This is a genomic window from Rhizobium altiplani, assembly GCF_001542405.1.
GTDB classification, from domain to species: Bacteria; Pseudomonadota; Alphaproteobacteria; order Rhizobiales; family Rhizobiaceae; genus Rhizobium; species Rhizobium altiplani.
Genome location: NZ_LNCD01000129.1, coordinates 1 through 16087, shown reverse-complemented (window position 1 = coordinate 16087; position 16087 = coordinate 1). Strand labels below are relative to the sequence as shown.

The 16087-nt window shown below is 59.7% G+C and carries 13 protein-coding genes and 1 pseudogene; all 14 read left to right on the top strand.

Going from position 1 to position 16087, the window contains the following annotated elements; genetic code table 11:
• Window positions 1–6: 6 nt before the first annotated feature.
• The 14 genes and pseudogenes from AS026_RS31980 (at window position 7) to AS026_RS31915 (ending at window position 16083) form a co-directional block, all read left to right on the top strand.
• A complete protein-coding gene (locus tag AS026_RS31980; RefSeq protein ID WP_028746916.1) occupies window positions 7–705 on the top strand; it encodes an SDR family oxidoreductase in 699 nt (232 codons plus the stop codon).
• Window positions 706–712: 7 nt separating this feature from the next.
• Window positions 713–2182, top strand: a complete 1470-nt coding sequence (locus tag AS026_RS31975; protein WP_028746915.1) for an aldehyde dehydrogenase family protein — start codon at window positions 713–715, stop codon at window positions 2180–2182.
• The gene (locus tag AS026_RS31970; protein WP_028746914.1) at window positions 2179–3210 is read left to right on the top strand and encodes a proline racemase family protein; all 1032 of its coding nucleotides are present in this window, start codon (window positions 2179–2181) and stop codon (window positions 3208–3210) included. The genes AS026_RS31975 and AS026_RS31970 overlap by 4 nt, the downstream gene beginning before the upstream one ends.
• Window positions 3207–3959 carry an SDR family NAD(P)-dependent oxidoreductase gene (locus AS026_RS31965; protein ID WP_028746913.1) on the top strand — a complete coding sequence of 251 codons (753 nt, stop codon included), beginning with the start codon at window positions 3207–3209 and terminating at the stop codon, window positions 3957–3959. The genes AS026_RS31970 and AS026_RS31965 overlap by 4 nt, the downstream gene beginning before the upstream one ends.
• Window positions 3960–3964: 5 nt before the next feature.
• Window positions 3965–4717, top strand: coding sequence for an SDR family NAD(P)-dependent oxidoreductase (locus tag AS026_RS31960; RefSeq protein WP_028746912.1), 753 nt, complete (start codon window positions 3965–3967; stop codon window positions 4715–4717).
• Between the two features lie 62 nt (window positions 4718–4779).
• On the top strand, window positions 4780–6162 hold the full coding sequence (gene tpa, locus AS026_RS31955) for a hypotaurine--pyruvate aminotransferase Tpa (RefSeq protein WP_028746911.1): 1383 nt from the start codon (window positions 4780–4782) through the stop codon (window positions 6160–6162).
• A 167-nt stretch (window positions 6163–6329) separates the two neighbouring features.
• Window positions 6330–6467: pseudogene (locus AS026_RS40700) on the top strand (biotin carboxylase N-terminal domain-containing protein); the annotation flags it as partial.
• Window positions 6468–7458: 991 nt separating this feature from the next.
• Window positions 7459–8877: an LLM class flavin-dependent oxidoreductase gene (locus AS026_RS31950; RefSeq protein WP_028746910.1), complete on the top strand. Its 1419-nt coding sequence runs from the start codon at window positions 7459–7461 to the stop codon at window positions 8875–8877.
• Window positions 8878–8910: 33 nt separating this feature from the next.
• Entirely contained in the window at window positions 8911–10188 is a 1278-nt protein-coding gene (locus AS026_RS31945; RefSeq protein ID WP_028746909.1) for an acyl-CoA dehydrogenase family protein, read from the top strand.
• A 112-nt stretch (window positions 10189–10300) separates the two neighbouring features.
• Window positions 10301–11308, top strand: a complete 1008-nt coding sequence (locus tag AS026_RS31940; protein WP_028746908.1) for a sugar ABC transporter substrate-binding protein — start codon at window positions 10301–10303, stop codon at window positions 11306–11308.
• A 177-nt stretch (window positions 11309–11485) separates the two neighbouring features.
• The gene (locus AS026_RS31930; protein ID WP_028746906.1) at window positions 11486–12493 is read left to right on the top strand and encodes a sugar ABC transporter substrate-binding protein; all 1008 of its coding nucleotides are present in this window, start codon (window positions 11486–11488) and stop codon (window positions 12491–12493) included.
• A gap of 65 nt (window positions 12494–12558) precedes the next feature.
• Entirely contained in the window at window positions 12559–14103 is a 1545-nt protein-coding gene (locus AS026_RS31925; RefSeq protein WP_037075242.1) for a sugar ABC transporter ATP-binding protein, read from the top strand.
• The gene (locus tag AS026_RS31920) at window positions 14093–15109 is read left to right on the top strand and encodes an ABC transporter permease (RefSeq protein WP_028746904.1); all 1017 of its coding nucleotides are present in this window, start codon (window positions 14093–14095) and stop codon (window positions 15107–15109) included. Before AS026_RS31925 ends, AS026_RS31920 begins: the two co-directional genes overlap by 11 nt.
• 2 nt (window positions 15110–15111) lie before the next feature.
• On the top strand, window positions 15112–16083 hold the full coding sequence (locus AS026_RS31915; protein ID WP_007539487.1) for an ABC transporter permease: 972 nt from the start codon (window positions 15112–15114) through the stop codon (window positions 16081–16083).
• Window positions 16084–16087: the final 4 nt, after the last annotated feature.

Here is a 16087-nt window from a genome sequence, read left to right as displayed (position 1 = left end):
CGACCCATGACTGAAAAGATCTGCCTGATCACCGGAGGCGGGAAGGGCATTGGAGCCGCTGTCGCCAGGGAAATGGCGCTTCGCGGCTATAAGCTCGCATTGATGTCGCCGTCGGAAAACTGCGAGAAACTCGCCGCCGAACTTGGTGGGATTGCCTGGCGCGGCGTGGCGCAAAGTGCAGACGATCTCAAGGGTATTTTCGATCTGGCGATGTCGACCTATGGCCGGATCGACGCGGTGTTGAATCACACCGGTCATCCGCCGAAGGGCGAGTTGCTCGATATCACAGACGACAATTGGGATCTGGCCAACGACATGATCGTCAAATCGGTCGTTCGCATGGCACGGCTTGTTACGCCGGTCATGGAGGCGCGGGGCGGCGGCTCGATCGTCAACATCACGACCTATGCCGCCTTCGAACCCTCGCTTTGGTTTCCGGCATCCTGCGTTTACAGGGCAGGCGTCTCATCGTTCACGAAGCTTTATGCCGACCGCTACGGACCGATGAACATCCGCATGAACTGCCTGTTGCCCGGGTTCACCGATAGCCTCGACGTTGGAAAGTTCGCGGACCTGCCAGCACTCAAGCGCATCGGCCGAGTCGAGGAACAGGCGAAGGCCGCGGCATTCCTGCTGAGCGACGATTCCAGCTACATCACCGGCCAGAGCCTGCGGGTCGATGGCGGTCTAACGCGTCACGTGTGAGGTTAAAATGCAGAGCAAGCTGTTCATCAATGGCGCGTGGGTCGCCCCTGCAGACGGAGCCATGCTTCCGGTCATCGATCCGGCAACGGAAGAAGTGTTTCATCATATCGCAGCCGCGGGTGCGGCGGAGGCGGAGGCGGCCGTGAAGGCAGCGCGCGAGGCCTTCGACAACGGTCCCTGGCCGCGCCTTTCCGGCAAGGAGCGGGCGAAATACCTTCGGGCCATGGCACAGGGCATCCGTGACCGGCTTCCTGAACTGGCGCGCATGGAAACGCGCGACAACGGCAAACCACTGCCCGAGTCCGAATGGGACCTGACGGACGCAGCCGGCTGCTTCGATTTTTATGCCGATCTTGCCGAGGAGCTAGACGGCGAGGTGGAAGAGGTGAAACTCGCCGACGCGCGCTTCGTCTCGAAGGCCGTGCGCGAACCGCTCGGCGTCGCCGTCGCCATCGTTCCCTGGAATTACCCGCTGCTGATGGCCTCGTGGAAAGTGGCGCCGGCACTCGCGGCCGGCTGCACGATGATCCTCAAGCCGGCCGAGACAACCTCGCTCACCGCGCTGGAACTCGGAGTGATCGCAGAGGCCGCCGGTCTTCCCAAGGGCGTCCTGAATATTCTGTCGGGCAAGGGTTCCGTCGTCGGCCAGGCGCTTGTCGATCATCCGCAGGTCGACAAAGTAGCCTTCACCGGTTCGGGTCCCGTCGGTTCTCGGATCATGGCCGCCGGCGCCAAGGATATCAAACGCATCAGCCTGGAACTGGGTGGCAAGTCGCCGTTCATCGTCTTCGCCGATAGCGATATCGACAAGGCTGTCGAATGGATCATGTTCGGCATCTTCTGGAACCAGGGTCAGGTGTGTTCGGCCACCTCGCGGGTTCTCGTGGAAGCGCCACTTTATCCGAAGCTCCTGGAACGCCTAGTCGCCGAAGCGAAGAAGATCAAGATTGGCAACGGCCTCGAAGAGGGCACGCTGCTCGGCCCCCTCGTCAACAAGGGTCAGTACGACGATGTCCTGCGCCACATCGACCGCGCCATGGAGCAGGGCGCGACAGTCGCCTGCGGCGGTAGATACGACGGTTTCGACAGGGGCTTCTGGGTCTCACCGACAATCCTCACCGACATGGCGCTGGACAGCGACGCCTGGGTCGAGGAGATTTTCGGGCCGGTCGTCTGCATCCGTCCTTTCGAGACCGAGGAGGAGGCGATCCGCCTTGCCAACGACAGCCGCTTCGGCCTTGCCGCGGCCGTGATGTCGGCCGACGACGCGCGCTGCGAGCGCGTCGCAAGTGCGTTCCGTGCCGGGATCGTCTGGATTAACTGCTCGCAGCCGACATTCACCGAAGCGCCCTGGGGAGGTTACAAGGAGTCCGGCATCGGCCGCGAACTCGGCCGATGGGGTCTCGACAATTATCTGGAGACCAAGCAGATCACCCGGCTTGTCAGCGAGGAGCCGTGGGGATGGTATCTGAAATGATCTTCGACAAGGCGCTCGACATACTGCTTGTCCATTGCCAGGGCGAAAGCGGCAATGTGCTCATCGATGGCGCGCCGGAAATTCCCGGCGCGACCATCCTCGACAAGATGAACCATCTGAACAACGTCGACCCGTCGCTGCGCCTGTTTCTGACGCGCGAACCGCGGGCGCAGGTGGTCCACACGACCAATCTGCTTCTGCCACCAACCCGCCCGGATGCGGATGCCGCCTTTATCGTGCTGCAGCCTGATCGCGCCCACCCGATGTCGGGCTCCAACTGCATCTGCGTTGTGACCGCCCTTCTGGAAACCGGCCGGGTCAAAATGGTCGAGCCAGAAACCGTTGTCCGCTTGGATACCGCAGCCGGGCTGATCGTGGCGCATGCGCGCTGTCAAAACGGCCGCTGCCTGTCGGTCAGTCTCGACAACGTGCCTGCCTTCGTCCACCAGCTCGATGTCGCGATCGACACGTCGAAATGGGGCCGGATCAGAGGGGATATCGCCTTCGGCGGTGTCTTCTATGCGCAAATCGACGTCGATCAGGTCGGGCTGAAGATCGTTCCCGAGGCCGCCCGCGCCCTTGCCGAAGCAGGTACCGAGATCAAGGCGCTTCTGGCGGAGCAGGTCAAGGTTGAACATCCTGAAATCCCGAGCCTCAATGAGATCGCCTATGTAATGTTCCGCGATTATCAGCCCGACGGCTCGGTCGTCACCTGCACCACGCTCAAGCCCGGCCGCGTGGACCGCTCGCCCTGTGGAACAGGGTCCTCTGCCAATCTTGCCATCCTGTATGCGAGGGGGCAGGCAAGAACCGGCGACAGGCGCATTTCGCGCAGCATCATCGGCGGCGAGTTCACGGCCGAGATCCTCGGTGAGACGATGGTCGCAGATCGCCCGGCCGTGCTGCCGCGGATCACGGGTCAAGGCTATGTCTTCGGTCGCCAGCAATTGCGCCTTGAGGAGCAGGACCCGTTCATCAAAGGATTTGCCATGTCAGACACCTGGGGTCCGCAAGTGGGGGAACTATGACCCTGTCCGGGCAATCGATCCTCGTAACAGGCGCAACAGGCGCCATCGGACGGGCAATTTGCCGGGCGCTGGCGGCAGAGGAAGCAAACGTCGTCGTACACTACGGCCGCAATCGTGATGCCGCTGAGGCGCTGGTCAAATCGCTGAGCGGCAGGGGGTGGATGGTTTCGGCCGATCTGTCGGATAAGGCTGGGCCGCAAGTTCTTTGGGATCAAGCAATCGCGGCTGCCGGTAGGCTGACAGGCTTGGTCAACAATGCCGGTATTCGCTCTGAGGTCGCCGTCGATGCTCCCATGGAGGAATGGCAAACCGTTTGGGAACGGGAAATGCGGATCAATTTCCTGTCGGCCGTCGATCTTTCAAAACTCGCCATTCAGCACTTCCGAAAACACGGTGGTGGGCGCATCGTCAATATGACAAGCCGAGCCGGCCAACGCGGGTACACCTCCAACGCCATGGCATACGGAGCCTCGAAAGCAGCCCTTATCAACCTCACGAAATCGATCGCGCAAAGCCACGGACATGAAGGCATCACTGCTGTGGCGTTGGCACCCGGCTGGGTACGCACCGAAATGGCCGACGCCTACATTGCCCAGCATGGCGAGGCTGCGGCCCTGGCCGGGATCCCCATCGCCCGCATGGCTGCCCCAGAAGAAATCGGCGAGATCACCGCCTTCGCCTTTCGTCCCTCACAGGAGTCGCTCAACGGCGCCGTGCTGGACGTGAACGGCGGCAGCTACATGAGGTAAGGACCATGCGTTTCCAAGACAAAGTCGTCATCGTCACCGGTGCAGCTGGCGGTATCGGCGGTGCGATCAGCGCCCGCTTCGCCTCGGAGGGGGCCAAGGTCGTCCTCACGGACATGAACGCTGAGGGTGCTGCGGCCACAGCCGCCCAAATTTCGGCCGAGGGCGGCAACGCCCGGGCGTTCGCCAGCGACATCTCGAACGCCCAAGGCTGCCGCGCAATCGTCGAAGACGTCATGGCGACGGAAGGGCGGATCGATGTGCTCTGCAACAATGCCGGCATCAATCGTCGCGGCAATCTGCTGTCGCTGACGCCTGAGGATTGGCGGCTGAGTTTCGCGGTCAATATCGACGCTATGTTTCATCTCTGCCAGGCGGCACTGCCCCATATGATCGAGGCGGGTGGCGGCGCCATCGTCAACACGGCATCGCAATGGGGACTTTATCCGGCGCCGAACCACATCGCTTACAATGTCACGAAGGCTGCGGTGGCAAGCTTCACGCAAAACCTTGCGCGCGACTACGCACCCAGCAAGATCCGCGTCAATGCGGTCTGCCCCGGCGAAATCCATACGCCGATGCTCGAGGCCGGGGTCAAGCGCTCGGGACGTACCATTGCCGATCTCGACAAGCTCGTGCCCTTCGGCCGCATCGGCAAGCCGAAGGAAGTTGCCGCTCTGGTCGCCTTCCTTGCCTCTGACGAGGCCGCTTTCATGTGCGGCTCGCTGGTCGAAATCACAGGTGCACAAGCTGTCGCCTGACAGATGACGCTGGGAGGCTACAGCCTCTTCTTTCTATCGCTCGAACGAATACGGAGGTTTCCATGACCATCAACCTGAAACAAAACGACCTGTCCCACGTGGTTGCCGCCGACCGCGAACATGTCTGGCATCACCTGAGCCAACACAAGCAATATGAGACTGTCGACCCGAGGGTTTTTGTCGAGGGCAAGGGCATGAAGCTCTGGGATGTTAACGGCAAGGAATATCTCGACGCTGTGTCCGGCGGCGTCTGGACCGTCAATGTCGGCTATGGACGCGAGAGCATTGCCAACGCGGTGCGCGACCAACTCGTCAAGCTGAACTACTATGCTGGTGCAGCTGGCAACGTTCCGGCAGCTTTATTCGCGGAAAAATTGATCGAGAAGATGCCGGGGCTGACCCGTGTCTATTATTCGAACTCCGGCTCCGAAGCCAACGAGAAGGCCTACAAGATGGTCCGCCAGATCGCGGCGCGCCATCACGGAGGCAAGAAATGGAAGATCCTCTATCGTGAACGCGACTATCACGGCACCACGATCGGCACGCTTGCCACCTCCGGCCAGGCGCAGCGGGCCGAACAATATGGTCCGTATCCCGATGGTTTCGTCATGGTCCCCCATTGCCTGGAATACCGCAAGCAATGGGATGTCGAAAACTACGGCGAACGTGCCGCCGATGCTATCGAAGAGGTGATCCGGCGCGAAGGGCCGGATAGCGTCGGCGCGATTGTGCTCGAACCAGTCACCGCCGGCGGCGGCGTCATCACTCCACCTCAAGGCTATTGGCAGCGCGTTCAGGAAATTTGCCGCAAGTACGATATCCTGCTTCATATCGATGAAGTGGTGTGCGGTCTGGGTCGCACTGGCGCCTGGTTCGGTTACCAGCAATACGGGATTGAGCCGGATATTGTGACTATGGCCAAGGGGCTGGCGTCCGGCTATGCCGCGATTTCGTGCACGGTCACGACAGAGCGTGTGTTCGAGATGTTCAAGGACGCACCCGAAGACGGCATGAGCTATTTTCGCGACATCTCGACCTTCGGCGGGTGCACCGCCGGTCCGGTGGCCGCGCTGGAGAACATGCGCATCATCGAGGATGAAGGCTTGCTGGAGAACACGATCCGCATGGGCGAGCGGATGCTCGCGAACCTGGCCTCGCTGATGGATAAGCATACTGTCATCGGCGACGTGCGTGGCAAGGGGTTGTTTTGCGGCGCCGAACTCGTGGCCGATCGCCAAACCAAGGAGCCGCTCGACGAAAAGCGCGTCCAGGCTGTCGTCGCCGGCTGCCTGGCACAGGGGGTCATTATTGGGGCCACCAATCGCTCGCTGCACGGCGGGCTCAACAATACGCTTTGCCTTTCGCCGGCGCTGATCGCTACGGCCGACGATATCGACCGTATCACCAATGCGATCGATAGCGCTTTGACGAAAGTTTGCGGCTGATCAAATCAAAAGCGATCTACTTTGTGCCTCACGAAACTGCAGGCACGAGTGCGCCATTGGCGAAAGTGAGACCTTCATTAGCGGGGCTTCACCCAACTTGATGCGCGCCGGGGGGGAGGGCTTGGTTAACTCCGATTTGTAGTGTCTTCGTTGAAGAGGGTAAGCTTGTGACGATCTCGAAAATCCTCGTCGCCAACCGATCTGAAATCGCCATCCGCATCTTTCGTGCCGCCAACGAGTTGGGGCTGAAAACAGTCGCAATATGGGCCGAGGAAGACAAACTTGCGCTCCATCGTTTTAAAGCGGTGTCGTTTGGCATTTAACTGTAAGAATGCGCCCGTTCCGGCAGCTCATGGCACTTAATTCGAGATTCGCCGGTTCGATTTTAGCCGCTTGGCACTCTCCGATTCCGAGATAACGTTCTGTAACATTTCGCATTTTCCGATGAAGCTTGGCCATCGGTGGTTATCTTTTCCTATGCGGTGAATCTCACATTAAGTGCCAAATCGGACCGGCGAGTCTCAAGTTAAACGACCGATCTCAATTTAAGTGCCGTGCTATCTTCTTGAAATTATTGAATGCGGAGTCTTGCGATTAAGTGCAAAACGACAGACCAGCTGCAGGTCGACTTCAATGCCGCAGGCGAGCAGCTCGCAAGGGGCCCGGGACGGTGGCAGCCGCAAAGGCAGCGCTTGATGGCGGCGCGCCGGAGATAAGCTATAGTGCGCTCGATCTCCAGGCGGACCGAACAGCAGGCAGTATCACTCGAGGAAACGGCGCGCCGCGCTTGATTAGTCATCCAAAAAATCTTCAGTTCATCCAAGCGCACGGAGGAGGCGCGGCGCGCCGCTATGGAACCCAATGCCCCCCGGGATCAGCGAAGTTGAGGATGCATTGAAAGCGGCAGCTAGCGAGAATTGAGCTTGTCTCAGGCCTTCTACTTGCCTCCGCGGCATGGAGGAAGGACCCAAAATTCAGATAAGCGGCGGCGGCGCGGAGCCCCGACCTGCAGCTTTGTTGGAGACGAATGGCTTTGTTCTTTCATCCGTTCACAAAAGCGGTTCAACCTCGGCGATGGATACGCGTCAGGGATGACCAAGGGGGTGGAGGATATATGTGTTTTCCAGGTCGTGCCTTCCGGTCGATAACGGACGCTACCGGAACTCATTGGGCATCCCGAAGATATGGTTTCCAGCATACACGAAAAAATCTTCCGCTTTTTTGTCTATAAAAATTATAGAATATCTACATAATTGATGGCGCGATGTTAGGTTGTACCCGATGAAGAGGGACACCATGACTCGCCACATCCGTTTCAACGCCTTCGATATGAACTGCGTCGGCCACCAGTCGCCCGGCCTTTGGGCCCATCCCGACGATAAGTCGTGGACCTACAAGGATCTCGAATATTGGCAGAATTTAGCTCGCACACTCGAGCGCGGAATCTTTGATGGCATCTTCATCGCTGACGTTATTGGCTATTATGACGTCTACAAAGGCTCCAACTACCACGCCATTCACCAGGCGGCACAGATCCCCGTCAACGATCCCCTGCAGCTGGCCGCGCCTATAGCGCTTGCCACCGAACATCTCGGCATCGGCATCACGGCGTCTACCTCGTTCGAGCATCCCTATACCTTTGCGCGCAGGCTTGCGACGGCCGATCACCATACCAAGGGCCGTGTCGGCTGGAACATCGTGACCTCCTACCTCGAAAGCGGCGCGAAGAACGTTGGCCAGGCAGGGCTGAAACGCCATGATAACCGCTACGAGATCGCGAGCGAATATGTGGAGGTGCTCTACAAGTTGCTTGAGGGCTCGTGGGAAGAAGGGGCCGTCGTGCGGGATCGGGCTCGCCGCATCTTTACAGACCCCACAAAGGTCCACGAGATCGGGCACAAGGGCAAATATTTTGATGTTCCCGGCTACCAGTTGTCCGAGCCCTCCCCGCAGAGAACGCCGGTACTCTATCAGGCTGGGGCCTCAGGTCCCGGCAAGGCTTTCGCCGCCGCCCATGCCGAATGCATTTTCGTCGCTGCGCCGACAAAATCTCTCCTGAAGGGCTATGTCGCCGATATTCGCGAGCGTATCGCGGCCGCAGGGCGCGACCCGAAGAAGGTGTTCATCTACACGCTGATCACCATCATAACAGATGAGACCGAGGCGAAGGCGCAGGCGAAGTTCGAGGACTATAAGAAATACGTTTCGTACGACGGATCTCTCGTCTTCATGTCTGGTTGGAGCGGAATCGATTTTGGTCAGTATGCGCCCACCGATGTCGTCGAGCGAATTGAAACAAACGCGATCCACTCCTTCGTCGAGCACATTGCCGGCGGCGACAAATCATGGACCATCGATGAACTAGCGAAATTCGGTGGCATCGGCGGGATGGGGCCAGTCTTTGTCGGCTCGGGCGAGCAGATTGCCGATATTCTGCAAGAATGGGTGGCTGAAACCGGCGTCGATGGTTTCAACATCGCCTATGCCGTGACGCCCGGCAGCTTCGAAGATGTCGTCGAGCACGTTGTGCCACAACTTCAAAAACGCGGCGCCTATCCGACAGCCTACCGTCCCGGAACGCTCCGCGAGAAGTTGTTCGGCAACGGTCCCTATCTGCCAGCCACCCATCCGGCCAACGCGTATCGGGACATCGAGGCGGTCAAGCGCCGCGAGGCCGCAGCCCTGACGCCCCAGCTGAAAACGATTGGCGCGTAATCGCTGCCACAGCCTCTTAACATTAGGTGCATCATGTCACAGGTTGATCAAGCTTGGGGAGCGGGGCCGAGTGCCCGCTACGAGGACCTCGCCAAGAAATTTCGTCCGCTTTTCGAGGAGATCAGACAAGGCGCCATAGCTCGCGAGTTCAACCGCATCCTTCCTGATGCCCAGATCGCGTTGCTAAAACGTGCGGGCTTCGGTGCACTTCGCCTGCCGGAGGGCGAAGGTGGACTTGGAGCGACGCTGGCGGAGTTCTTCAATCTCTTGATCGAACTGTCCGCCGCCGACTCGAACATAACGCAGGCACTGCGCGGCCATTTTGGTTTTGTGGAAAACGTCGTCAACACAGCACCGAGCGCTTTCCGTAGACGTTGGGCTGAGCGCATTTCTAACGGTGAGATCGCTGGCAACGCCTGGACCGAGATTGGCAATGCCAGCCAAGGCGCCTTTGCAACCCATATCGCCCGCAAAGGCGATGGCCTCGTGCTCAACGGCGAGAAATACTACACGACCGGTTCGCTTTTTGCCGATTGGATCGATGTCGGCGCGACAGGCCTGGAAGGCGAGGGCATCACCGTGCTCGTGCGCCGCGACGACCCGGGTGTGCGCGTTGTCGACGACTGGGACGGGTTCGGGCAGAAGCTGACCGCAAGCGGAACCACGACATTTTCCGATGCGAGGGTAGATCCCCTTGACGTCGTGGTCGACGACACGAAGTTTGGCTACAGCCCTGCGTTCTACCAGACTGTTCATCTGGCGACCTTGGCCGGGATAGGCCGCGCTATCGCCATTGAGACCGCCGCTGCGGTTTCGGCACGAACACGCCAATTTTCGCACGCTGCCGGTCCCCGATCGAGCCAGGATCCACAGGTGCTCCAGGTCGTTGGCCGCATTCGCTCCAATGCCTACGCCACCACTGCAATCGTGTTGCAGGTTGCGGCGGCCCAAGAACGCGCCCATGTCGCCAATTTGGCGGGCAATGACGAGGCCGTGGAACGCGCAAATGCGGTTGCCGAACTGGAAACATCACAAGCCCTCGGCGTGGTCACCAATCTGGTTCTCGAGGCGTCGACGATCCTGTTCGACACGCTGGGCGCCTCGGCAGCGAAATCGTCCACCGCGCTCGACCGTCACTGGCGTAACGCACGAACGATATCGTCACACAATCCCCGCATCTACAAAGACCGGATCGTCGGTGATTTCGCGGTGAATGGAACGCCGCCGCCCGGTCAGTGGCGCATCGGGCAAGCACCGGCATTAACGGCAGAGAGCCCGGACAAAGTCGACGAAAGTTCCGCTGCGGCCTGACCGCCGTCAAGGGGATGCGCGCTCGTGGCGCGCTGCAAGGTGCAGGGCGCGTGAAGTGCATTCAACCTCCCGAGCCTCTCGGGCACCAATTTCGCTATTGTAGGAGATGTCCATGATAGAAAGTCCAGATCGCGGTCTCGGCCGCCGTGAAGTCCTGAAACTCACCGCGCTTGCCAGCGCAACGGTCGCCGGTGCCGCTTTGGTCGGCGTCAGCCCCGGCCTGGCAAGCGGCGAGCTGTCTCTTAAGGGCAAGCGCATCGGCATCAGTACCGTGGGCACAGACCACCACGCCGATCTCCAGGCTTATAACGCCCAGATCGAGGAGGTGAAACGCCTGGGCGGCGTTCCGATCGGCGTTGATGCCGGGCGCAACGACGGCAAGCTCATCTCCCAGCTTCAGACACTGATCGCGCAGAAGCCCGACGCCATCATCCAGCAGCTCGGCACGCTCACGGTTATCGATCCCTGGCTGAAGAAGGCGCGTGATGCCGGCATCCCCGTCCTCACCTTGGACGTCGGATCGACGAACTCGCTGAACAACACGGCATCCGACAATTGGGAAATCGGCAAGAACCTCGCTCTGCAGCTGGTCTCGGACATTGGCGGCGAGGGCAAGATCGTAGTCTTCAACGGCTTCTACGGGGTCACGCCCTGCGCGATCCGCTACGATCAGCTGGTGAATGTGATCAAGTATTTCCCGAAGGTGGAGATCATCAAGCCGGAGCTACGCGACGTTATCCCCAATACCGTTCAAGATGCCTTCACCCAGGTCACCGCCATCGTGAACCGCTACCCGGAAAAAGGCTCGATCAAAGCGATCTGGTCGGCCTGGGATATCCCTCAAGTGGGAGCCACACAGGCTCTCGTGGCCGCCGGCCGCACGGATATCAAAACATACAGCATCGACGGCAGCCCGGAAGCGCTGCAATTGCTCGCCGATCCGAACTCCCCTGCTGCCGCCAATGTGGTCCAGCAGCCGGCCGAACTTGGGCGCACCGCGGTCCGCAATGTTGCCCGTGTCCTGGCTGGCGAGACCTTGCCGCGGGAGACCTATGTTGCGTCCATGCTTGCGACCAAGGACAACGTCAAAGAGGTCATCGAGAAACTCGGCGTGCATTAGGTCGGGGCTAAGACGGTATTCCAGTGCTTCCGCGGTATGTCGTCTTGTCTTTCAACGATCAACAGCGCGTCGTTTTGAAGCTGCGAGACAACAATGATGGCCTTGCCAGCTGCAACTGCCACGATCTCCGCCTCGCATCGCAACAGCCAAAGCAACCCACAATCAAAGGAGTAAATCATGACTGAAAAATCAGCCACAGGTCTCGGCCGCCGCGACCTTCTGAAGTTTACCGCACTGGCGGGCGCAGCGGTCGCCGGTGCCGCAGCGATCGGGATTCGTCCGACACTTGCTGCTGAAGACCTGCCGCTCAAAGGCAAGCGCATCGGCATCAGCGCCGCCGGCACTGACCACTTCTTCGATCTCCAGGCCTACAATGCCCAGATCGAGGAGGTAAAGCGGCTGGGTGGCGAGCCGATCGCCGTGGATGCGGGGCGCAACGACGGCAAACTCGTTTCGCAGCTCCAGACCCTTATCGGGCAGAAGCCGGACGCCATTGTCCAGCTTCTTGGAACGCTGACGGTCATCGACCCCTGGCTCAAGAAGGCCGGCGATGCAGGCATACCGGTTTTGACCATCGACGTCGGCTCCACTTATTCACTGAACAACTCGACCTCAGACAACTGGGGTCTCGGCAAGGACCTCGCCCTGCAGCTCGTGTCCGATATCGGCGGCGAAGGCAAGATCGTCGTGTTCAACGGCTTCTACGGCGTCACGCCTTGTGCGATCCGTTACGATCAGCTCGTAAACGTCGTGAAATATTTCCCCAAGGTGGAGATCATCAAGCCGGAACTGCGCGATGTCATCCCCAATACCGTCCAAGATGCCTTTACCCAGGTGACCGCGATCCTCAATCGCTATCCAGATAAAGGTTCGATCAAAGCAATCTGGTCGGCCTGGGATGTGCCGCAGCTTGGCGCAACGCAGGCTCTTGTGGCTGCTGGGCGAACCGAGATCAAGACTTATGGCGTCGATGGCAGCCCGGAAGTCCTCCAGCTGGTCGCCGACCCCAAGTCTCCAGCCGCAGCCGACGTTGCACAGCAACCGGCAGAGCTCGGGCGCACCGCCATTCGCAACGTTGCCCGCCTGCTTTCTGGCGAAAAACTGCCACGCGAAACCTACGTGCCGGCGCTTCTCGCCAACAAGGCGAACGTCGGCGAGGTCACCAAAAAGCTGGGCATCGGCTGACTTTAGTGACCAGGCCGCGCCTCTGTTCAAAGGTGCGGCCATCGTTCAGCGTGCGGAGCACCCATATGAGCCAAATAATCGCAGCGGAAACTGACCCTGCCGACATTCTCAAGCTGAGCCAGGTCGTCAAGACCTTCGGGGGGGCGCGCGCTCTTGATGGCGCGGGACTGACTGTAAGACGGGGAACAGTGCATGGGTTGGTCGGCCAAAATGGAGCTGGCAAATCCACACTGATCAAGGTCCTCGCCGGTCTCCACCAGCCAGACGATGGCGCAATAGAGATCGATGGCACGACACACGCGCGGCTGACCCCGAAGCTTGCGGAAGAACTTGGCATCCACTTTATCCACCAGGATCGGCTCCTGCCGCCAAGCTTCACTGTCGGGGAAGCGCTTTTCTTAGGTGACGAACCAAGCCTTGGGGCGACACCCTTTCTCGATCGTCGGCGCATGCGACACGAAGCGGCGCGCCTGCTCAAGTTCTATTTCGAGATCGAACTGCCTCAGAACGCGCTGATCTCGGAGCTGACCACGGCGGAAAAGCAAATCATTCAGATCACTCGTGCATTGATCCGCAAGCCCAAGGTTCTCGTTTTCGATGAGCCAACAGCAGCGCTCGTGCGCCAGGAGGCCGATATTCTGTTTCGGCTGATCAGGCGGCTCGCCAACGAAGGCGTCACAATCTTGTACATCTCTCATTACCTCAGAGAAATCGAAGACATCTGCCAGACCGTCACGATCTTGAGAAATGGCCGTGATGTTGCGACGCTTGCCCTGTCCGAAACCTCTGCCGAGGAAATCGGTCAGTTGATGATAGCGCGCGAGACAGGTGATCTCTTTCCCGCTCGTCAGGTGCGCCTCGGCGAGGAGTTTCTTCGCGTGCAAGACCTCGCGGTGGCAGGCAAGTTCGAGCCGGTTTCCTTCACCTTGCGCCGCGGTGAGGTGCTCGGAATCACCGGGCTTCTCGGATCGGGTGCCAAGGACCTGATGCGTGTCCTCTTTGGGCTGGAACGGGCAACATCGGGGACAATTGTCCACGAAGATCGTAACGTCGGACTTGCCTCGCCGCGAGACGCGGCCAAGGCAAGATTTGCCCTGGTCCCGGAGGATCGTCGTCGCCACGGGGTGGCACTCGATATGAGTGTGAGAGAAAACGTGACCATCGCCAGCCTCGGCCGATTCTTGCGGTTCGGGCGGCTCGACAGGAAGGCTGAAGCAGGAGAGACGGATAAACTCGTCCGAAAGCTTCAGATCAAGGCTGACGGGCGAGAGGCCTTGGTCCGGTCACTATCTGGCGGCAATCAGCAGAAGGTGGCGATAGCGAAATGGCTGGCTCGCGACACCGACCTTTATCTGCTGGACGAACCCACAGTGGGCGTTGATATCGGCGCAAAAGCCGAGATCTATGCACTGATCGCCGACCTCGTTTCGAGCGGAGCAAGCGTCATCCTTCTCTCCACCGATCTCGATGAACTCGTCGGCATGACGGATCGGGTCCTCGTGATGTTCCGCGGGCGCGTTACGCGCGAGCTTCAATCCAGCCACACCATGGCAAACGACATATTGGCCGAGGCCACCGGCGCTCGGGAAAGGTTGCGTCATGTCAGTTGATATCGAAAGCTACGCTCCCGTTTCCGGAGCGGAACCGGAGACGCCTCAGCAAAAGACCCGGCTCGCTGCCACTTTGCTGCGTTATGGCGCCTTAATAACCTTTCTGTTGATCCTGGTCATATTCTCCGTTTCGGCGCCCTTCTTCCTTTCGGTGTTCAACATCGGCAACATCCTGGGGCAGACGGCAATCACCGGGGTTCTGGCGATAGGCCTCACGGTCGTCGTGATAGCGGGAGGCCCGAATGTCGTGACCGGCGGCATCGATCTGTCGCTCGCCGCCAACATGGGTCTTAGTGCAGCCATTTACGCGAGCTTGATACAGGCAGGCTACGGTGACGGCGCCGCCGTGATCGCGGCGCTCGGTTCAGGCCTTGCGGTCGGTGCGGTAAACGCGATTGCGGTGGCCGGGATCGGCATCGTGCCTCTTTTGGCGACGCTGGCGGTCATGAATGTCATTGCCGGGCTCGAGCTTGTGCTGACCGAAAACACGGTCATTCCTGCCTCCGGCGATGTGCTCACAGCACTCTCCTCCCAGGGGCCTTTAGGTATCCCGGTGCTTGGCTATGTTCTGATCGCCTTTTCGCTTGCGATGTCTCTTCTCGTGCAGGGTACGCGCTATGGGCTGCGACTTTATGCGGTTGGTGAATTTCCGGAAGCCGCGCGCTCCGCAGGCATTCCGGTGAAGGCCTATCTCGCCGCAGCCTTCCTGATCAGCGGTCTTTGTGGTGGTCTCGCCGGCATCCTCAATACAGCATATCTCAGTGGCTCAAGCACGGGTTCGGGCGAGATGCTCCTGCCTGTGGTCGTCACCGCGCTGCTCGGATCGGTGTTTTCCCGCCGACTTGTTCCGACCGTCGGCGGCACCCTGCTATCGGCTTTGTTCGTCGGTGTTCTTCTCAACGGCTTTCAGCTCCTCAATCTCTCCAGCACGCTGGTCAGCGGCGTCCAGGGTGTACTGATCCTGCTGACCGTATCGGTTACGACACTTATTCGCAGGGACGTTTGACCATGGCGACCAAATCTCTTTCCAGGAATGTTGTCGCGCTCGGCGGCCGAACGGCTCTGATCATCGCGCTGATCTGCGTCTTTTGGCTGTTTGCCTCGCTAGCGCCGAGCTTCCTGACAGCTGGCAATCTTTCAAGCCTGCTTGCCAACAATTTCAGCTTGCTGGCAATCGTAGCCGTCGCCATGACCTTCGCCGTGGCTTCCGGCGGTATCGATCTGTCGATCGGCGCGGCGATCGATTTTTCCAGCCTCGCTCTCGTGTCATTGGTGCTGACTGGCCATTCCGTCGGTGTTGCGGCCTTAGGCGGGCTTGCCGCGGGAGCGCTTGTCGGTGTGTTCAACGCGATCCTTATTTCCTGGGCAGGCCTTTCGCCTTTTCTTGCGACGCTTGGCACGCTCTTTGTCGGCCGCAGCATTCAGCAGCTGCTCACCAATGGCGGCAACCCGATCTACCTCCCGCAAAATGCGATACCGGGTTCTTTCCGTGCTATCGGGCATGGCACGATCCTCGGTGCCCCGGTGCCGCTGATCATCGCGCTCGCCACGGCGGCGGCCGCCGCCTTCCTACTTTCGCAGAGCCGGTTCGGCCGCGCGGTCGTTGCCGCAGGCGTGCAAGCCGATATTGTGCGCTATTCCGGGCTGCCGCTGCGCCTCATTCTTGCAGGAACCTATGTCCTGATCGGCGTCATCGCAGCGGTGGCAGGCCTGGTCCTGACCTCGACCGTGACAGTCTACGTACCCAATTCAGGCAACGCATTTTTGCTCAATTCCGTTGGCGCCGCATTCATAGGGACAACCATCCATATCCACGGTCGCCCCAATATCGTGGGGACCGTACTCGGCGTTTTGCTGCTTGCTATCGTCGCAAACGGCCTGCTCTTGAGCGGCCTGAATTTTTACTGGCAGCAGGTTGGAACGGGCACCTTGATCTTTCTCGTCCTGGCGCTCAGCTTTGCGACACGAAAGGCCAGCTAAACGG

What these genes read in the sequence shown, in the direction of transcription:
- AS026_RS31980 (WP_028746916.1), top strand. Translation starts at nt 7, where the DNA reads ATGACTGAAAAGATCTGCCTGATCACCGGAGGCGGGAAGGGCATTGGA.
- AS026_RS31975 (WP_028746915.1), top strand. Translation starts at nt 713, where the DNA reads ATGCAGAGCAAGCTGTTCATCAATGGCGCGTGGGTCGCCCCTGCAGAC.
- AS026_RS31970 (WP_028746914.1), top strand. Translation starts at nt 2,179, where the DNA reads ATGATCTTCGACAAGGCGCTCGACATACTGCTTGTCCATTGCCAGGGC.
- AS026_RS31965 (WP_028746913.1), top strand. Translation starts at nt 3,207, where the DNA reads ATGACCCTGTCCGGGCAATCGATCCTCGTAACAGGCGCAACAGGCGCC.
- AS026_RS31960 (WP_028746912.1), top strand. Translation starts at nt 3,965, where the DNA reads ATGCGTTTCCAAGACAAAGTCGTCATCGTCACCGGTGCAGCTGGCGGT.
- tpa (WP_028746911.1), top strand. Translation starts at nt 4,780, where the DNA reads ATGACCATCAACCTGAAACAAAACGACCTGTCCCACGTGGTTGCCGCC.
- AS026_RS31950 (WP_028746910.1), top strand. Translation starts at nt 7,459, where the DNA reads ATGACTCGCCACATCCGTTTCAACGCCTTCGATATGAACTGCGTCGGC.
- AS026_RS31945 (WP_028746909.1), top strand. Translation starts at nt 8,911, where the DNA reads ATGTCACAGGTTGATCAAGCTTGGGGAGCGGGGCCGAGTGCCCGCTAC.
- AS026_RS31940 (WP_028746908.1), top strand. Translation starts at nt 10,301, where the DNA reads ATGATAGAAAGTCCAGATCGCGGTCTCGGCCGCCGTGAAGTCCTGAAA.
- AS026_RS31930 (WP_028746906.1), top strand. Translation starts at nt 11,486, where the DNA reads ATGACTGAAAAATCAGCCACAGGTCTCGGCCGCCGCGACCTTCTGAAG.
- AS026_RS31925 (WP_037075242.1), top strand. Translation starts at nt 12,559, where the DNA reads ATGAGCCAAATAATCGCAGCGGAAACTGACCCTGCCGACATTCTCAAG.
- AS026_RS31920 (WP_028746904.1), top strand. Translation starts at nt 14,093, where the DNA reads ATGTCAGTTGATATCGAAAGCTACGCTCCCGTTTCCGGAGCGGAACCG.
- AS026_RS31915 (WP_007539487.1), top strand. Translation starts at nt 15,112, where the DNA reads ATGGCGACCAAATCTCTTTCCAGGAATGTTGTCGCGCTCGGCGGCCGA.